Annotated in this window: 17 protein-coding genes; 15 read left to right on the top strand and 2 right to left on the bottom strand. The window is 65.2% G+C overall.

What is annotated here, in order from left to right:
• The first annotated feature begins 27 nt into the window (after positions 1–27).
• The 15 genes from thpR (at position 28) to M3P36_RS11830 (ending at position 16,922) form a co-directional block, all read left to right on the top strand.
• Positions 28–561 (top strand): RNA 2',3'-cyclic phosphodiesterase, encoded by a 534-nt coding sequence (gene thpR, locus M3P36_RS11900; protein WP_249703790.1) that lies wholly within the window; start codon positions 28–30, stop codon positions 559–561.
• Positions 562–692: 131 nt separating this feature from the next.
• A complete protein-coding gene (locus M3P36_RS11895) occupies positions 693–2,861 on the top strand; it encodes a M3 family metallopeptidase (RefSeq protein WP_249703788.1) in 2,169 nt (722 codons plus the stop codon).
• A gap of 237 nt (positions 2,862–3,098) precedes the next feature.
• Positions 3,099–4,070, top strand: a complete 972-nt coding sequence (locus M3P36_RS11890; protein ID WP_249703786.1) for a cell wall hydrolase — start codon at positions 3,099–3,101, stop codon at positions 4,068–4,070.
• Positions 4,071–4,180: 110 nt separating this feature from the next.
• Positions 4,181–4,480, top strand: coding sequence for a hypothetical protein (locus tag M3P36_RS11885; protein WP_249703783.1), 300 nt, complete (start codon positions 4,181–4,183; stop codon positions 4,478–4,480).
• A 186-nt stretch (positions 4,481–4,666) separates the two neighbouring features.
• On the top strand, positions 4,667–6,526 hold the full coding sequence (locus tag M3P36_RS11880; RefSeq protein ID WP_249703781.1) for a putative bifunctional diguanylate cyclase/phosphodiesterase: 1,860 nt from the start codon (positions 4,667–4,669) through the stop codon (positions 6,524–6,526).
• A gap of 193 nt (positions 6,527–6,719) precedes the next feature.
• Positions 6,720–7,682: a malate dehydrogenase gene (mdh, locus tag M3P36_RS11875; RefSeq protein WP_249703779.1), complete on the top strand. Its 963-nt coding sequence runs from the start codon at positions 6,720–6,722 to the stop codon at positions 7,680–7,682.
• The gene (locus tag M3P36_RS11870; protein WP_249703778.1) at positions 7,683–7,967 is read left to right on the top strand and encodes a hypothetical protein; all 285 of its coding nucleotides are present in this window, start codon (positions 7,683–7,685) and stop codon (positions 7,965–7,967) included.
• Entirely contained in the window at positions 7,964–8,854 is an 891-nt protein-coding gene (gene sucD, locus M3P36_RS11865) for a succinate--CoA ligase subunit alpha (protein ID WP_249703776.1), read from the top strand. The genes M3P36_RS11870 and sucD overlap by 4 nt, the downstream gene beginning before the upstream one ends.
• 24 nt (positions 8,855–8,878) lie before the next feature.
• Positions 8,879–11,680 carry a 2-oxoglutarate dehydrogenase E1 component gene (locus tag M3P36_RS11860; protein WP_249703774.1) on the top strand — a complete coding sequence of 934 codons (2,802 nt, stop codon included), beginning with the start codon at positions 8,879–8,881 and terminating at the stop codon, positions 11,678–11,680.
• A gap of 18 nt (positions 11,681–11,698) precedes the next feature.
• Complete coding sequence (odhB, locus tag M3P36_RS11855) at positions 11,699–12,943, top strand: 2-oxoglutarate dehydrogenase complex dihydrolipoyllysine-residue succinyltransferase (RefSeq protein WP_249703772.1); 1,245 nt, start codon at positions 11,699–11,701, stop codon at positions 12,941–12,943.
• An 11-nt stretch (positions 12,944–12,954) separates the two neighbouring features.
• Positions 12,955–14,352 carry a dihydrolipoyl dehydrogenase gene (gene lpdA / locus M3P36_RS11850; protein ID WP_249703769.1) on the top strand — a complete coding sequence of 466 codons (1,398 nt, stop codon included), beginning with the start codon at positions 12,955–12,957 and terminating at the stop codon, positions 14,350–14,352.
• A complete protein-coding gene (locus M3P36_RS11845) occupies positions 14,349–15,173 on the top strand; it encodes a hypothetical protein (RefSeq protein WP_249703767.1) in 825 nt (274 codons plus the stop codon). Before lpdA ends, M3P36_RS11845 begins: the two co-directional genes overlap by 4 nt.
• Positions 15,170–15,598, top strand: coding sequence for a VOC family protein (locus M3P36_RS11840; RefSeq protein ID WP_249703766.1), 429 nt, complete (start codon positions 15,170–15,172; stop codon positions 15,596–15,598). The genes M3P36_RS11845 and M3P36_RS11840 overlap by 4 nt, the downstream gene beginning before the upstream one ends.
• A gap of 2 nt (positions 15,599–15,600) precedes the next feature.
• A complete protein-coding gene (locus M3P36_RS11835) occupies positions 15,601–16,299 on the top strand; it encodes a PepSY domain-containing protein (protein WP_249703763.1) in 699 nt (232 codons plus the stop codon).
• Positions 16,296–16,922, top strand: a complete 627-nt coding sequence (locus tag M3P36_RS11830) for a trimeric intracellular cation channel family protein (RefSeq protein ID WP_249703761.1) — start codon at positions 16,296–16,298, stop codon at positions 16,920–16,922. Before M3P36_RS11835 ends, M3P36_RS11830 begins: the two co-directional genes overlap by 4 nt.
• A 5-nt stretch (positions 16,923–16,927) precedes the next feature.
• Here the strand turns inward: M3P36_RS11830 and M3P36_RS11825 are convergent, their stop codons facing one another.
• Both M3P36_RS11825 and M3P36_RS11820 read right to left on the bottom strand, forming a co-directional pair.
• Entirely contained in the window at positions 16,928–17,626 is a 699-nt protein-coding gene (locus M3P36_RS11825) for a hypothetical protein (RefSeq protein WP_249703760.1), read from the bottom strand.
• 188 nt (positions 17,627–17,814) lie between these two features.
• The gene (locus M3P36_RS11820) at positions 17,815–18,375 is read right to left on the bottom strand and encodes a hypothetical protein (protein WP_249703758.1); all 561 of its coding nucleotides are present in this window, start codon (positions 18,373–18,375) and stop codon (positions 17,815–17,817) included.
• Positions 18,376–18,421: the final 46 nt, after the last annotated feature.

The following is an 18,421-nucleotide window of genomic DNA, read 5'->3' as shown; positions in this document are numbered from 1 at the left end:
CTGCCCGGCAAGCTGAACCCGCCCACCATGCTGCGCCTGTTCGTCGCCCTGCGTCCGCCTCCGCCGGTGATCGACCTGCTGATCGACACGATGGAAGGCATCGAAAGCGCCCGGTGGCAGGACGAGGAACAGTTGCACCTCACCCTCGCCTTCCTCGGCGATGTCGATGAGCACAGCGCGCAGGACCTAGCCAGTGCCCTCGAAAGCGTGGCCTTCTCGCCTTTTGCCCTGGCCGTTGCCGGGGTCGGGCATTTCGAGCACAAGGGGCGGGTGAAGGCGATCTGGGCCGGTCTGTCCGCCAGCGAGGCGCTGGATGCGCTACGGAGGCGCGTAGTACGGGCTTGCCAGTCCGCCGGGCTGGAGCCCGACCATCGCCGCTTTGCGCCGCACATCACCCTCGCCCGGTTCTCACACCCCGCGCCCGAAGTCCCGGCATGGCTTGCCCGCCATGCCCGGTTGCACAGCGAGCTTTTCACGGTGAGCCACTTCGGCCTGTTCCGCAGTCACCTGTCAGCCGCCGGCGCAAGTTACGAAGAACTGGCACAATTCCCGCACGGCTAAACGCAAAACTGCTGGATTGAAGCGTCCTGTTCATTGCCGCGACAGGCCGGTTTTCCTAGTGGCTCGCGAATCAAGTTTCGCCTGAAACCTCGCTGAGTCCTCAGGGCGAGACTCGCCATTTCGGAGAAAATATGGAAATCCGCCTGTTCGCAGGGGTTGCCGCGCTGTCGCTGCTTGCCGCCTGCACCACCATGGAAAATGCCCCGATGAGTTCTGCTGCCATTGCCGAAGCCCTCCCGCCGATCCCCCAAGCGACCGGCGTTTTTGCGCAAGCCTCCACCCTGCCGTTCCAGGCGCCTGATTTCGACCTCATCCGCGACGAGGATTACCTGCCCGCGCTGGAACAGGGCATCGCCATTAAGCTGGCCGAAATCGAGCGTATCGAACGCAATCCCGACGCGCCCACCTTCGCCAACACCCTGGTGGCGATGGAGCGGACCGGCCGCATGTTCGATCGCGCCTATGCCCCGTTCAGCCAGAAGACGAGCGCCAACTTCAACGATGTGCTGAATGCCACCGACAGCGCGATCTCGCCGCAGATCGCCGCGATGCAGGACGCGATCTACCTGAACCCGCAGCTCTTTGCCCGCGTGAAGGCGGTCTATGACAACCGCGCCGCCCAAAGCGCCTCGGGGGCCATGACGGCAGAAGACGCGATGCTGCTGGAAGCCACTTACGCCCGCTTCGTCCACAATGGCGCGCTGCTCGATCCGGCGGCGCAGGAGGAACTGCGGGGTATCAACAGCCGCATTTCGGAGCTGGAGACACTTTTCAGCCAGAAGCTGACCGCTGCGACCAATGCCGCCGCAGTGCTGGTGGATAGCCGCGCGGAGCTGGCCGGGCTCACCGACGGCGAGATTTCCGCCGCGGCTGCCCTGGCGGCCGAGCGCGGCCATCCGGGCAAGTTCATGCTGGCGCTGCAGAACACCACCCAGCAACCGGCCCTCGCCCGGCTGGAAAACCGCGATGTGCGCGAGCAACTCTACAAGGCGAGCACCGACCGCACTTCGTCAGGCGGCGCGAACGACACCCGCGCCATCGTGCGCGAAGTTGTCGAACTGCGCACCCGCAAGGCCGAACTGTTCGGCGAGCCGACCTATGCCACCTGGCAGATGTATGATCGCATGGCGGGCGATCCCGCCACGGCACTTACCTTCATGCGCCAGATGGTCCCCGCCCTTGCCGCCACGCAGGAGCGCGAGGCCGAGGAAATCAACCAGCGGATCGCGCAGGACGGGCACAATTTCACCGTCCAGCCGTGGGACTGGCCGCTCTATGCCGAGAAGATCCGGCAGGAACGCTATTCGCTCGATGAGAACGCCATTAAGCAGTATTTCGAAGTGACCCGCGTGCTGGAAGACGGCGTGTTCCATATGGCCGAACAGCTCTATGGCCTGCGGTTCGAGAAGCGTGACGACATCCCGGTCTATCACCCCGATGTCACCGTCTACACCGTGTTCGATGCCGATGGCAGCGAGCTGGCCCTGTTCTACTTCGATCCGTTCCAGCGCGACACCAAGCAGGGCGGCGCGTGGATGAGCAACTTTGTCGAACAGAGCCACCTGCTCGGCGACATCCCGGTCGTCACCAACACCCAGAACATCGCTCCGCCGGCCGCAGGCGAGCCCGCGCTCGCCGGTTTCGACGATGTGATCACGATGTTCCACGAATTCGGCCACGCGCTGCACGGCATGTTCGCCGACCAGCACTATCCCAGCCTGTCCGGCACCAACACCACGCGCGACTGGGTCGAATTCCCCAGCCAGTTCCACGAGAACTTCGCCACAGTGCCTGCCGTGCTGAACAACTATGCCCGTCACTGGCAGACCGGCGAGACCATCCCGGCAGAAATGCTGGAAGCGATCGACCGGGCGGGCAAGTACGGCCAGGGCTATGCCATGGGCGAAACGGTCACCGCCGCACTGCTCGACATGGAATGGCACGCGCTCGCTCCGGGCGAGGTTCCGGACGACGTGATGGCATTCGAGGCCGAAGCATTGGATCGCCTTGGCCTTAACGCCGATCTCGTTCCGCCGCGCTATCGCACGCCCTATTTCCGGCACATCTTCAGCCACGGTTATGACGCAGGCTATTACGCCTATCTGTGGACCGAGGCGCTCCACCACGATGCCTATAGCTGGGTGGAGGACAACGGCGGCATGACCCGCGCCATGGGCGATCGCATCCGCTCGACCTTCCTCGGCCTGGGCCATTCCAGGCCCTACGAACAGATGTACCGCGATTTCACCGGCCGCGACGTGCGGGTGGAACCGATGCTGGAAGCGCGCGGACTGATGTAAAACCGGGTGGGAGGCGGCGCGAATTGCGCCGCCTCCCCTGCCCGCGACCGCTGCTTAAGACCTTGCTCCTATCCGTCCCGTTCCGGAACGCCCCATTCACGGCAGGTGCGGCGGGCGGCGTGGCTGGCTACGCGCCGGGGCGCGATTTTCGCGAGCCAAGGAACACAGCACCTGTCCGACTATCTGCGCCTGATTAATGACCGGGATGATGAACCCGCGCGGGACTTTTCCGCCCGGATGACCCGCGTCGGCCGCGCCCAGGGGCTGACCAGCCGCACCCGCCGCCGGATCGTGTTCAAGCGCGTGGGCGTCCTCGCCGCCGCGATCGCCGTGCCCGCCATGGCCGCCCCGCCGATCCAGCAGGCAGAGCCGCAGGTGATCCGTTTCGTCCTGCCCGATACGATCCCCTGGGTGCCAACTCCTGTTGCCCAAGCCGACAACGCCGCAGTTGTCGCCGAACCGGCTGTCCTGCCCGCCGCTCTCGCCGACCCCGGCCCTTCGGCGCGCCCATTCGCTGCGCTCCTCGGCTATGCCGACCGCGCGCGGGCGCAGGAGTGCCTGGCCATGGCGGTCTATTACGAAGCGGCGAGCGAAAGCCTCGATGGCCAGCGCGCCGTGGCCCAGGTGGTGATGAACCGCGTGCGCCATCCCTCGTGGCCGGCCAGCGTCTGCGGCGTGGTGTTCCAGGGGGCGGAGCGGACGACCGGCTGCCAGTTCAGCTTTACCTGCGACGGATCATTGAACCGCAAGCCGCAGGCCTCGGCCATGGCGCGGGCGCATGTGGTCGCGCGGGCAGCGCTGGGCGGCTATGTCCATGATGGAGTTGGTCTTGCCACCCATTACCATACGACCGACATCTATCCCTACTGGGCGCCCAGCCTGAAGACGGTCGCCACGATCGGGCTCCACCGGTTCTACCGCGGAAATGGCGCGGGCGGCGGGCCGGGTGCGTTCAGTGCGGTCTATGCCGGGAACGAGAGCGGGCCGGTGCGGCACTATGCCAGCGCCGCTGTAGAGCCCGTGGCCAGGGCAGAAGCGCCGCTTGCCGCATCCTACCAGCATGCGACTTACAGCCCGGCCGCCCAGGCTATGCAGGTAGCTGTGACGGAACCTGCCCCTGTGCAACCTGCGCAGCAGGTCATCCGTCCGCAATCCGGCCAGGTCCTCGAACAGCACGCACGCAGCGGGCAGTGGCTGCAACAGCCTTAACGCGGCGCAAGAATCCGGAAACCATCTTGCCGAACCAAGGCTTAGGCGGCGCGCGCCTAGAAGCGGCCTGCGGGCAACGGACGCCCGCCAACGAGCAGGAACCCGCCCCCATGTCCATCCGCTTTGCCGCGCCCCGGCACGCCATCCGCAACCACATGGACGATCCCGCCGCGCGTGCCGCCTGCCTGTTTCCGGCCAACGACAACAGCGACAGCGGCCCGGGCGATGCCACGCTGCACGCCGCACTGCGCCATTTCGCCCGCCACGGCCTTGCCGCCGCTCGCCACGCCGGCGCCCAGGCCGTGGCCGCGCGGCTGGCTGGGGACGAACAGGGCTTTGCCTGGTGGCTGGAAATCTGCCGCGCGCTCGACCGCCGCATGGCGCGCGAGCTTGACCGCCGGGCGATCTGAGGGCGCAATCGCAGCCTTTTCCTAGGTATTTCAGGGTAAGCCCGGAGTTAACCAAAAGGTGACCTTCCGGCTCCAAGATCGGCCCCAGGAGGAGCTGTTCCCATCGCAAGCCTGGAAAACCTGCTGGCCGGTGCATTCGGCTTCGAGAACCACGACGCGCGGCTCCGCGCCGAACTTGCGCGCAAGATGCACACGCGGCCCATCGGCCTGTTCACCAGTGCCGCCTGCGGCATGGCGGCGGGCAGCACCACCCTTGCCATCACTGCAGTCCCCGCCCTGCGGTGGATTGCACTGACGCTGGTAATCGTGGCCGCCGCTCGCGTGGTCATGGCCTATCTGGCCAGCGAGTGCGACAATGCACTGGGCCGCACGATGCGCCGCATCTATCCGTTCGGCGCGCTGGCCTATGCCGCCATCATCGGCCTGGCAGCGGCCACGGCGATCCTGCACGATGTGGAACAACACCTGCAGATCCTGCTGGTCGGCTATGCCATGACGCTGGGCGCGGGGATCGCGATGGGCAACGCCGGCCGCCCGCTGATCGCGGTGGGGCAGATGGTCCTGACCTTCCTGCCGATTTCCCTCGCCTGCTTTACCGTGGGCACCATGCCGCTGGTCGTGCTGGGCCTGATCCTGCCCGCGCTCGCATCGGGCCTGACCTATGTGACCTTCAACGTGTTCTCCAGCCTCATGCGCCAGGTGCGCGCGGCGGGAGAGAGCGCTTCGCTGGGCCAGCAAATGCGCGAACAGGCGCGGACCGATCCGGTCACCGGCCTATACAACCGCACTGGTTTCGAGGCGGCAGCGCCCGCCGTACTGGCCTGCGTTGGCGCCAGGTCACAGATGGCGCTGTTCTGGCTCGATGTCCGCCGCTTCAAGGAAGTGAACGACATGTACGGCCACCACACGGGTGACCGCGTGCTGTGCGAGATCGCCACACGTCTGCGAGCGCGCATGCCCGAAGGTTCCATCTGCGCGCGCTTTGGCAGCGACGAATTCCTGCTGCTGGCCCCCATGACCTCGCGCAAGGCGATCGAACAGCTGGCCGGGCTGCTCTGTGCCGACATGGCCCTGCCCATGCGGGTGGACGGCCACCGGATCGAAAGCGGAGCATCCATCGGCATCGCCACGCTGTGTCCCGGCACGCCAGACCTCGACCAGCTGATGCAGAACGCCGGCCTCGCGCTTTACCATGCCAAGGTTGCCGGGCGGCACCAGGCCCGCTTCTTCGCCCCGTCGATGACCCGCGACCTCGCCCGCCGCAAGGAGATCGAGGCCGAACTACGCGGCGCCATCCTGCGCGATGAACTGTCGATCTATTTCCAGCCGATCATGGACCTGTCCACCGGACGCATCCGCGGGTTCGAGGCGCTGGTACGCTGGTTCCATCCGGACAAGGGCGAGCTGCTGCCCGACGAATTCATCCCCGTGGCCGAGGAGACCGGCCTCATCATCACGCTGGGCAACTGGATCACCCGCACCGCCGCCCGCGCCTGCGCCAGCTGGCCCGAAGACATGAAGCTGGCGGTCAACCTCAGCCCCGCGCAGATCAGCGCCCCGGGCGCTGCCCTGGGCGTGCTGGCAGCGCTGAAGGAAGCCCAGCTCGACCCTCGCCGGCTCGAACTGGAAGTCACCGAGAGCCTGTTCGTGGAGGACAAGCACGAAACCACCGTGTTCATGGAACAGCTTGCGGCGGAAGGTGTGACCTTTGCTCTCGACGATTTCGGAACGGGCTATTCCTCGCTGCATTACATCAACAAGTATCCGTTCAGCACGATCAAGGTCGATCGCAGCTTCGTGTCCGGCCCGGCAACCGGCCTGCGGACCGAAGCGATCATCCGGGCCGTGGCCGAGATGGGCAATACGCTGGGCATGGAGATTGTGGCCGAAGGGCTGGAGACATCAGAACAGGTCGAGGCCGTTCGCCGTGCCGGTTGCACGCTGGGCCAGGGCTTCCACTTCAGCCGCGCCGTGCCCGAACATCTGGCGTTGCGGCTGCTGGAAGAGGAGCGTTGCATGGCGGCGCGGGTTCTGCGAGCGGGATAAACGTTGCATTATAGCTACTGCGAACTGTTATCATATTTAACCGTCACTTACGCGTCATTCGCGGTTGCCATCGGTGATTCGCGGGCGTAGGGCGGACATGCATTTGACGGCCCTGTCCCCCATGCGGTGCGCGGGGAAGGCCATTCGATCACCGGTTTCGCGCCCGCGCAGCTTGCAAGGACTGGTAGATTACATGGCACGCAAGAAAATCGCGCTGATCGGCGCTGGCATGATCGGCGGCACCCTCGCCCACCTCGCAGCAAAGAAGGAAATGGGCGACATCGTCCTGTTCGACATTGCCGAGGGGATTCCCCAAGGCAAGGCGCTCGACCTGTCGCAGTGCGGCCCGGTCGAAGGGTTCGACAGCAAGATTACCGGCACCAACGACTATGCCGATATTGCCGGGGCCGATGTGATCATCGTTACCGCCGGTATCCCGCGCAAGCCGGGCATGAGCCGCGACGATCTGCTGGCCATCAACCTCGGCGTGATGAAGGCCGTGGGCGAAGGCATCAAGGCCAACGCGCCTGACGCTTTCGTGATCTGCATCACCAACCCGCTCGATGCGATGGTCTGGGCGCTGCGCGAGTTTTCCGGCCTGCCCGCCAACAAGGTGGTCGGCATGGCTGGCGTGCTGGACTCGGCGCGCTTCGCCACGTTTCTCGCGTGGGAATTCGGCGTTTCGGTGAAGGACGTAAACGCCTTCGTGCTGGGCGGCCACGGCGATACCATGGTGCCGGTGCTCGAATATTCGACCATCAGCGGCGTGCCCGTCACCGATCTTGTGAAGATGGGCAAGAGCAGCAAGGCGCGGCTTGACGAAATCGTCGCCCGCACCCGCGCTGGCGGCGGCGAGATCGTCGGCCTGCTCAAGACCGGCTCGGCCTATTACGCGCCTGCCACCAGCGCCATCGCGATGGCCGAAGCCTATCTGGGCGACCAGAAGCGCATCCTGCCCTGCGCGGTCTATGTTGACGGCCAGTACGGCCTCGACGGCCTCTATGTCGGCGTGCCGGTAGTGATCGGCGCAGGCGGCGCGGAAGAGGTGATCGAGATTGCCCTGGACGACGAAGCCAAGGCCAACTTCCAGGTCAGCGTCGATGCGGTGAAGGAACTGCTGGTGGCGTGCCGGGCGATTGATGGCAGCTTGGGGTAAATGTTCGCGGCAGTCATCTTTGCTGCACTTGCGGTTCTGCTTGGTGCCCTCCCGGCATTAACAGCACTGCGCTTTGCTTCGATCCGATCTGCCTCCGCGATACTCGCAGCAAGTTTTGCCCTTCCGTTAATAGCAATGCAGTTTGACGCCGTGGCGGGTCCTCATGGCTTTGCTATTTTTGCCTTCCTGCCGTTTTGGTTTGGTTGCCTAATCGCTCTCTATTTCGTCATTTCTCGGTCCATTGACCGCCGGAAAGCGTCACTAAATTCGTCGGAGTTTTCATGAGCATCCTCGTAAACAAGAACACCAAGGTCATCACGCAAGGCATGACCGGTGAAACCGGCACTTTCCATACCGAGCAGGCGCTTGCCTATGGCACGCAGATGGTGGCGGGCGTGACCCCCGGCAAGGGCGGTTCCAACCACATCGGGCTGCCGGTGTTCAACACCGTGGCCGAGGCCAAGCACGCCACCGGCGCCACCGCTTCGGTGATCTATGTCCCCCCGCCCTTCGCGGCGGACTCGATCCTCGAAGCGATCGATGCCGAGATCGAGCTGATCGTGGCCATCACCGAGGGCATTCCGGTGCTCGACATGGTCTCCGTGAAGCGCGCGCTGTCGGGCAGCAAAAGCCGCCTGATCGGCCCCAACTGCCCCGGCGTGCTGACGCCGAACGAATGCAAGATCGGCATCATGCCCGGCTCCATCTTCTCCAAGGGCACCGTGGGCGTGGTCTCGCGTTCGGGCACGCTGACCTATGAAGCCGTACACCAGACCACCCGCGCGGGCCTCGGCCAGACCACGGCAGTCGGCATCGGCGGCGATCCGGTCAACGGCACCAACTTCATCGACGTGCTGGACCTGTTCCTGTCTGACGACGAAACCAAGTCGATCATCATGATCGGCGAAATCGGCGGCAGCGCCGAGGAAGAGGCCGCCGAATTCATCGCGCATCAGGCCAAGAAGGGCCGCGCCAAGCCGATGGTTGGCTTCATCGCCGGTCTCACCGCCCCTCCCGGCCGCCGCATGGGCCACGCTGGCGCCATCGTTTCGGGCGGATCGGGCGGCGCGGAAGACAAGATCGCCGCGATGGAGAAGGCCGGCATCCGCGTTGCCGCCTCGCCCTCGGAACTCGGCACCACGCTCGACGCTCTGCTCAAAGAGCTGGCGTAAACCGCTTCACTGGGATTTATCGCCATGGGTAACGAAGCACAGCAATTCCTCCCCGAGATCGAGGGACAGGATGGACCACAGGCCGGGCCGAGCTGGGCCAATCCACGCTGGCCGCTGACCGACGGGGCCGATCTGTCGGGCGCGATGGATCCCACGGCGATGAAGCTGGCCGTGGCCGATGCCGCAGCCAAGGGCGGCAAGGTGCTGGACGAAAAGGCCGTGACCGAGGCGGCGGACGCCTCGATCCGGGCGATGATGCTGGTGCGCACCTATCGCGTGCGCGGGCACCTGGCCGCCAATCTCGATCCGCTGGGCCTGACCAAGCAGGACATCCCGGCTGATCTCACGCCCGAATACCACGGATTCACCGGCGCGGCGCTCGACAAGCCGGTCTACCTCGGCGGCACGCTGGGCTTTGAATGGTCCACCGTGCGTGAGTTGGTGGAAACACTGCGGGCAAATTACTGCGGCCATGTCGGCCTGGAATACATGCACATCGCCGATGTGGAGGAGCGCCGCTTCCTGCAGGAACGGATCGAAGGCAAGGACAAGGTCATCACCTTCACGCCGGAGGGCAAGAAGGCGATCCTGGCAGCCGTGATCCGCGGCGAGGAATACGAGAAGTTCCTCGGCAAGAAGTATGTCGGCACCAAGCGCTTCGGCCTTGATGGCGGCGAATCCATGATCCCGGCGCTGGAAGCGGTCATCAAGTATGGCGGATCGCTGGGCGTGCGCGAGATCGTCTATGGCATGGCCCATCGCGGCCGGTTGAACGTGCTCGCCAATGTCATGGCCAAGCCATACCGCGTGATCTTCCACGAATTCTCCGGTGGCAGCGCCAACCCGGAGGATGTGGGTGGTTCGGGCGATGTGAAGTACCACCTCGGGACCAGCACCGACCGCGAATTCGACGGCATCAAGGTGCATATGAGCCTGGTTCCCAACCCCAGCCACCTCGAAGCGGTCAACCCCGTGGTGCTGGGCAAGGTCCGCGCGCAGCAGGCGATCCACGATGATTTGAGCAAGCATGAGAAGGTCCTGCCCGTCCTGCTCCACGGCGATGCCGCCTTCGCGGGCCAGGGCGTGGTGTGGGAATGCCTCGGCCTGTCGGGCGTGCGTGGCTACAACACCGGCGGCTGCCTGCATTTCGTGATCAATAACCAAATCGGTTTTACGACTAGCCCGCAATTCGCCAGATCGTCCCCCTACCCCAGCGATGTTGCCAAGGGCGTCCAGGCACCGATCCTCCACGTCAACGGCGACGATCCCGAGGCCGTGACCTTCGCCTGCAAGCTCGCCATCGAATACCGCCAGCGGTTCAAGCGCGATATCGTGATCGACATGTGGTGCTATCGCCGCTTCGGCCACAACGAAGGCGACGAGCCCAGCTTCACCCAGCCGCTGATGTATGCAAGCATCCGCCAGCATCCGCGCGTGAGCGAAGTCTATGCCGCGCGCCTCGCCGCCGAACAGGTGATCGACGATGGCCACGCCGATGGCGTGCGCGCCGAATTCAACGCCATTTTCGAAGAAGAGTTCGAAGCCGGCAAGAGCTACAAGGCCAACGAGGCGGACTGGTTCGCCGGACGCTGGAGCGGGCTGCACAAGCCGGCCGACCCCGAAACCGCGCGGCGTAATGTCGATACCGCCGTTTCGCCAAAGCTGTTCGAAAGCCTCGGCCGCACGCTCACTACGGTCCCCGAGGACCACACGATCCACAAGACCCTGCAGCGCGTGCTCGACGCCAAGAAGGAAATGTTCGCCAGTGGCACCGGGTTCGACTGGGCTACGGCAGAAGCGCTCGCTTTCGGCAGCCTGGTGTCCGAGGGCTTCAACGTGCGCCTGTCGGGCCAGGATTCAGGACGCGGTACTTTCAGCCAGCGCCACGCCATCTGGGTGGACCAGACCAGCGAGCGCAAATACATCCCCATCGCCACCCTGCCCCACGGCAAATTCGAGGTGTACGACAGCGTCCTGTCGGAATTCGGCGTGCTTGGCTTTGAATACGGCTTTGCCCTGGCCGACCCCAAGACGCTGGTGATGTGGGAAGCGCAGTTCGGCGATTTCGCCAACGGCGCGCAGGTCATCATCGACCAGTTCATCGCCAGCGGCGAGGCCAAGTGGCTGCGCGCCAACGGCCTGGTCATGCTGCTGCCGCATGGCTTTGAAGGCCAGGGGCCGGAGCACTCCAGCGCCCGGCTCGAACGGTTCCTGCAGCTGTGCGCGAACGACAATATCCAGGTCTGCAACATCACCAGCCCGGCGAACTACTTCCACGTGCTGCGCCGCCAGATGCTGCGCCCGTTCCGCAAGCCTCTGGTAATCATGACCCCCAAGAGCCTGCTGCGGCACCCGCTGGCGAAGAGCGATTCCATCCGCTTCACCGGCAGCCATTTCATGCGCATCCTGTCGGACAAGACCGAGATCGCCGATGCCAAGGTGAAGCGCCTGGTCCTGTGCAGCGGCAAGGTCGCCTATGACCTGATGGAAAAGCGCGATGCCGAAAAGCTGGGCGACACGTCCATCGTGCGGCTCGAACAGCTCTACCCCTTCCCGGGCGAGCCGCTGGCCGTGCGCCTGCAGCGCATGACCAATCTGGAAGAGATCGTCTGGTGCCAGGAGGAGCCGAAGAACAACGGCGCCTGGTTCTTCGTCGATAACCAGATCGAGGATGCCCTGATCGCCGCTGGGCACAAGGGCATGCGCCCGCGCTATGCCGGACGCGAGGCCGCCGCCTCGCCCGCTACCGGTTTCGCCGCCCGCCACCTTGCCCAGCAGGAGGCGCTGGTCGCCGATGCGCTGGGCATCACCAATCGCAAGAAATAAGGTTCGAGGACCACAATCATGGCAACCGAAGTCAAAGTCCCCGCGCTCGGCGAATCCGTTACCGAAGCCACGCTTGGCGAATGGCTGAAGCAGCCCGGCGATGCCGTGGCGCTGGATGAACCGATCGCCAGCCTGGAAACAGACAAGGTGGCGGTGGAAGTGCCTTCGCCCGTGGCAGGCATCCTGTCCGAACATTCGGTCAAGGTGGGCGACACGGTGAACGTGGGCGCACTGATCGCGCTGGTCGAGGCCGGAGAGGCCGGGGCGAAACCGGCCGCTAAGGCTGCGCCATCGTCGGCTCCGGCGCCCGCACCAACGCCCTCGCCGACACCCGCCCCTGCTCCTGCTGCCGAGGAAGAAAGCGGAGATCCGCAGACACTCTCGCCCTCGGTCCGCCGCGCGGTGCTGGAACACGGGCTCGACCCCTCGACTATCAAGGGCACCGGCAAGGATGGCCGCCTGACCAAGGAAGACGTGCTGGCCGCAGCGCAAGCGAAGAAGGCCGCCCCTGCACCCAGCACATCGGCCCCGGCACCCTCGCCCGTGGCAGGCGCCGGTGGCGAACGCCGCGAGGAACGGGTGAAAATGACCCGCCTGCGCCAGACCATCGCCCGCCGCCTGAAGAGCGCGCAGGAAGAGGCCGCGCTGCTCACCACCTTCAACGATGTCGATATGACCGCGGTGATCGAAGCGCGCGAGGCGTACAAGGACCTGTTCGCCAAGAAGCACGGCATCAAGCTGGGCTTCATGTCCTTCTTCGCCAAGGCCTCGGCCCTGGCACTGAAGGACGTGCCTTCGGTCAACGCCCGCATCGAAGGCGACGAGATCATCTATCACGATTACCTCGACCTGTCGGTCGCGGTCAGCGCGCCCAACGGGCTGGTCGTGCCGGTGGTGCGCAATGTCGACACCATGAGCTTTGCCGAGATCGAGCAGGCCATCGCCGGCTATGGCCAGAAGGCCAAGGACGGCACCCTGACCATGGCCGACATGCAGGGCGGCACGTTCACGATCAGCAACGGCGGCGTGTTCGGTTCGCTGATGAGCACCCCGATCATCAACCCCCCGCAGAGCGCCGTCCTCGGCCTCCACCGCATCGAGGATCGCCCCGTGGCGCGCGATGGCCAGGTGGTGATCCGCCCGATGATGTACATCGCGCTCAGCTACGACCACCGCCTGATCGACGGGCGCGAGGCGGTGACCGCGCTGAAGATCATCAAGGAAGCGATCGAGGATCCGATGCGGTTGCTGATCGACCTTTGAGGAACCCAACAATGGCTGACTACGATTTCGACGTCCTGTTCATCGGTGCCGGTCCCGGCGGCTATGTCGGCGCGATCCGCGCGGCGCAGCTTGGCCTGCGCACGGCCTGCGTCGAAAGCCGCGCCACGCTGGGCGGCACCTGCCTCAATGTCGGCTGCATCCCGTCCAAAGCCATGCTCCACGCCAGCGAGTTTTTCGATGCGGCCGCCAATGGCACCATGGCCAAGATGGGCGTGGAAGTAACGCCCAAGCTCAACCTGCCCGCCATGCACGCCCAGCGGATCGACGCGGTGGACCAGCTGACCAAGGGTATCGCCTTCCTGTTCAAGAAGAACAAGGTGACCTGGCTGAACGGCCACGCCAGCTTTGTCGATGCGCACACAGTGAAGGTTGGCGATGCCACCCACACCGCCAAGGAAATCGTCATCGCCACCGGCTCCAGCGTCACGCCGCTGCCGGGGGTCGAAGTCGATAACGCCAAGGGCGTGGTGGTCGATTCCACCGGCGGACTGGAACTGCCAGCCGTGCCCAAGACCATGGTCGTGATCGGCGGCGGGGTGATCGGGCTGGAACTGGGCAGCGTGTGGCGCAGGCTCGGTGCCGAAGTCACCGTGGTCGAATATCTCGACCTGTTGCTGCCCGGCATGGATGGCGACATCCGCAAGGAAGCGGCCAAGATCTTCGCTAAACAGGGCATGAAACTGCGGCTTTCCACCAAGGTTACTGGCTGCACGGTCAAGGGCAAGAAGGCCACGCTGACGCTCGAACCCGCTGCCGGGGGCGAAGCGGAAACGCTGACCGCCGATTGCGTGCTGGTGTCCATCGGTCGCAAGCCCAATACCGATGGCCTCAACCTCGAAGCCATCGGGCTGGAACCGAACAAGCGCGGGCAGATCGAGGTGGACGGCGAATTCCGCACTTCTGTCGAAGGCGTGCGCGCCATCGGTGACGTGGTGCCCGGCCCCATGCTGGCCCACAAGGCCGAGGACGAGGGCATTGCCGTGGCCGAATGGATCGCGGGCGAGATCGGCATCGTCAACCACGGCGTGATCCCGTCGGTCGTCTATACTTGGCCCGAAATGGCCGGGGTCGGCCTGACCGAGGAACAGGCGCGCGAAAAGGGCGAGGTCAATGTGGGCAAGTTCCCCATGGCCGCCAACAGCCGCGCCAAGACCAACCATGAGCCCGACGGCTTCGTGAAGGTCATCGCCGATGCAGCGACCGACCGCGTGCTCGGCGTGTGGTGCATTGCCAGCGTGGCGGGCACGATGATCGCCGAAGCTGCGCTCGGCATGGAATTCGGCGCGACTTCGGAAGATATCGCCTACACCTGCCACGCCCACCCGACCCATGCCGAAGCGGTCAAGGAAGCGGCCATGGCGGTGCGCGGCAAGCCGATCCACATGTGAGGCAGCCGGTGGCGTTGCAGGATCGCGCGCGCCACCGCCTTCCCGCCATCGTGGCGCTCGCCCTGCCGGTTTTGGCCGGCATCGCCTGCCTCGTCGCATTTGGGGCGCCGGGCTCCTATGTTGCAGCCAATGGCGCTGGCCTGGCGCTGGGCCTTGCCCTGCTGCTGCTGCTCGATGCGCCGGATGAACGACGGAGCCGGATCGTCGCAGTCGCCCTCGTCGCTCTGCTCTACCTGCCGCTGGTAGCCGGCCCGGCATACAACGACGTGACCCGCTGGATCGCGCTAGGTCCGGTGCGGCTCCACGCCGGGATGCTGGTCATCCCCGCCCTCGCCGTCTTCGCCGCGCGCGACAAGCTTTATGCCGCCCCGATCCTGCTGGCGGCCCTGGGCGCCGCGCTGCTCCAGCCCGATGCGGCGAGCGGTTTTGCCCTGACCATTGCTGCGGTGGGGATCCATCACGCCACGCGCGACTGGCGCATGGGCCTGACCGCTATCGTTGGCTTCGTCGCCACGCTCTACATGGCGGTCCATGGCGAATTGCCCGCGACCGAGTTCGTCGAGCGGGTGCTGGTCGATTACGCCGTCCTCAGCCCCACGGTCGCCCTGGCCCTGTTCGCCGCTCTGGTGGCGAGCTTCGTTTTGATCGCCACGGCCGTTCCACTTGAGCGACCTGCGCGGCTCGCGCTGGCCGGATCGCTGTTCGGTTTTTCGCTGATGGCGCTGCTGTCGAATTATCCCTCGGCCCTGATCGGCCATGGCGCGGCGCCCATCATCGGCTATGGACTGGCTCTAGGCCTAGTCAGGAAAGCTGCCGCATGACCGAACTCTCGCCCTTCCACCTCGCCTTTCCGGTGCATGATCTGGCCGCCGCGCGCGCCTTCTGGGGCAGCGTGATAGGGTGCTCGGAAGGACGCAGCAGCGACCAGTGGGTCGATTTCGATTTCTACGGCCACCAGATCGTCACCCACCTGGTGCCCGATTGCGACCAGCGTGACGAGGCGAACAATCCGGTTGACGGCCACGGCGTGCCGGTGCCGCATTTCGGGATCGTGCTGTCGATGCCCGAGTGGCAGGCACTGGCCGACCGACTGACCGCCGCCGGGACAGACTTTGCCATCGCACCCTATATCCGCTTCAAGGGCCAGCCGGGTGAGCAGGCGACCATGTTCTTCCGCGATCCTTCGGGCAATGCCATCGAGATGAAGGCCTTTGCCGACCGCTCCAAGCTGTTTGCGACCAGCTAGGGATGGCCCGCTCGCCCAACTTCATGCTGAACTTCGCCCGCTGGCACATCTGGCTGGGATGGCTGGTCGGTGTGCCGGTGCTGATGTGGACCGCGACCGGCCTGGTCATGGCGCTTTACCCGCTGGAAGACGTGCGCGGCGATCACTTGCGGACAGAAGCGCGAGTAATCGACACCAGCGAACTGGTGTTTCCCAACCGCATCGGGCGCGCCACCAGTGTGGTCCTTGCCATGCAGGCCGATGGGCCGGTGTGGATCGTGACCGAACCTGACGGGGGCAGATACCGCTATTCGGCGCGGGACGGCTCGCTCGTCCCCCCGGTGATCGCCAGCGAGGCGCGACGCATTGTCGCGGCGGAATATGCTGGCGATGCCGCGCTCGAAAGCGTCACCTACTTCCCCTCCGACCTGTCTCCGCCAGATCTGCGCGCCCCGATCGATAGCTGGCAGGCGCACTATGCCGATGGCACCAATGTCTATCTCAGCGCCGCAACGGGCGAGGTGCTGGCTGTACGGACGGACTGGTGGCGGACATACGATGTCATGTGGGGCCTGCACATCATGGATCTCGAAACACGCGAGGACAGCTCGCACCCGATCCTGATCCTGTTCGCCGCCCTGGCCGTGGCTGGATCGCTGCTGGGCTGCGTGCTGCTGTTCCGGCGGCGCAAGGCACGTCCCAAGACGGCAGTGAAGCCATGATCGGCGCGATCATGCCTCCGGTGCTGCCCGCCCCGGTCGAGATCGTTGCCACCGCGTTGTTCGCCCTGACCGGCGCATTGCTGGCCGCGCGACTGAAACAGACTTTCGTGACCGCCAGCTTCTTCGCCTTGGTGACGGGGGTCGGCGGAGGCACGGTGCGCGATGCCTTGCTCAACGTGCCCGCCTTCTGGCTGCGCGATCCGTGGATCGCCCCCGCCATCCTCGCCACGGCGCTGGTCGCGTGGTTCACGCCGCATCGCTGGTGGGAGGGCAAGCTGCTGGAATGGGCCGATGCCGCAGGCCTTGCCATGTTCACGGTGATCGGCACGGCCAAGGCCCTGTCGCTGGGCGTGGCCCCGGTTCCGGCAGCGATCCTCGGCATCTTGACCGGCTGCGCGGGCGGCATCATCCGCGATGTGGTGGCGGGCGTGCCGTCGATCATCATGCGGCCCGAGATCTATGTCACGGCCGGCGCCCTGTCGGCTGGGCTGACCGTTACGCTCTACGCACTGGGTGTGGGCGAGGCGCTCACCTGGTCCATCGCCGCGCTGGCAGGATTCGCCCTGCGCGGCGCGGCGCTGACATGGAACATCAAGCTACCCGCCTATTCGCGCGGGGACTGAACGGCTCAGCCGCCCCAGCTTTCCTCATAGCCCTCTTCACCCGGCAGCGGACCACCGGGATAGGCCGGACGCAGATCGTCATCGGCAATGTCGCCATCGACCGCGCCAGCCATCGGCATCTGGTCGGACCATTCGCGCGGGGAATTTCGCGTTGCCGCCCGGGCACGGGCGTAGGTATCGTCGCTCAATTGCGCCCCCTGCCCGCCGTATGACAGGTCGCGGGTGGCATAGCCGTCACCGATGTCGATGGCGCGGATGCGGCCGTCGTTGTCGATCCGGCAGGTGAAGCCGTCGCCATTGTCGAGCCTGCCCGACACGTTCCACCCGCTGGCATTGCGCGCGGCATTGTCCACGCTGTCCACCCGGTCGCGTCCGCGTTCGACCTGATCCACACACATATCCACCGCGCTATCGATGCCACTGCTGTTCCACCCGCGCGACTGGCGCTGCGGAGGCGGTGGGGCGCGATAGGTCTCGGTGCGGGAGCGGTTGTTGGATGCGGAGCTGGCAATTGCCGCCAGCACGCCGATAACCGCCACGCCTGCGATCACGTCGCCCGTGCTGATGTGTCCGCGACGATGCGGACGATAGCGATCGTACCGGTAGCCATAGCCGTGGGCATTCTCGACACGCGGGTCATATGCGCCTGCCGCACCGGACACCTGGTACGGAAGCTCGGCTGCCGCGAGGGGTGCGGCAGTCATCGAGGTTGCCGCGAGCACTGCGGCAGCAAGCGAAAGCTTCGAGCGAAGGTGAACCATAGAACGGTCCTTATAGGAGGCGATATAATCACACGGGGATACAGTCAGATAGGCGGCCCAGGCTTTCATGTGCCTGAACCGCCCATCCGGGAAGGATCATCGGTCAGGAGCCCCGATGACCGGTATCGGGATCAAAGACCGCGCAGTCCGCGGAAGTCCACGTTCCTTACCTGTCCCCGGCGGAAGTCGCAGGTAAAGCGACCTTCCTCGAAGCCGTTGTTGCGATAGCCGCGGCGGTAGTTGTTCCAGTTGCCGCCCCGGTTGTTGTAGGTGCGGACGGCGATGGTGCCACGCACCTCGAACCCGTTGCGCTCCCGCTCGACATCGCGGATCTGGGTGACATCGGCCCGGCCACCGCCCCAGCGTTCAGCCTGGCGTTCGGCTGCGCGGACACACTGCTGCACGGCGCGATCGGCATTGTTGTTGCGGTTGTTGCGGCGGTTGGAATTGTAATCGTACCAACCGCTGTTGTTTCCGCGATAGTTGCGATCGTCGTAGCGGTCGCGGTTGTTACTGGCAGACGCGGCAACGGCAGCGATACCGCCGATGATCAGTGCACCGGCGATCACTTCGCCAGTGCTCAGGCCGCCGCGGTCGCGCTGGCGATCCTGCGCGGCTGCGGGAACCGCCGAGCCGACGGCTACTGCAAGAACTGCGGCCGTGCCGACGAGAGTTTTTGTCAGGGTCTTCATGAGGCTTCTCCTCTCAATTCCGGCAGCGGGTTTGCCGCCCATGAGA

This window comes from Altererythrobacter sp. KTW20L, assembly GCF_023501975.1.
Classification (GTDB): domain Bacteria; phylum Pseudomonadota; class Alphaproteobacteria; order Sphingomonadales; family Sphingomonadaceae; genus Alteraurantiacibacter.
Note: the sequence above shows the minus strand (reverse complement) of the source record. Positions and strands in the feature narration are given on the sequence as shown.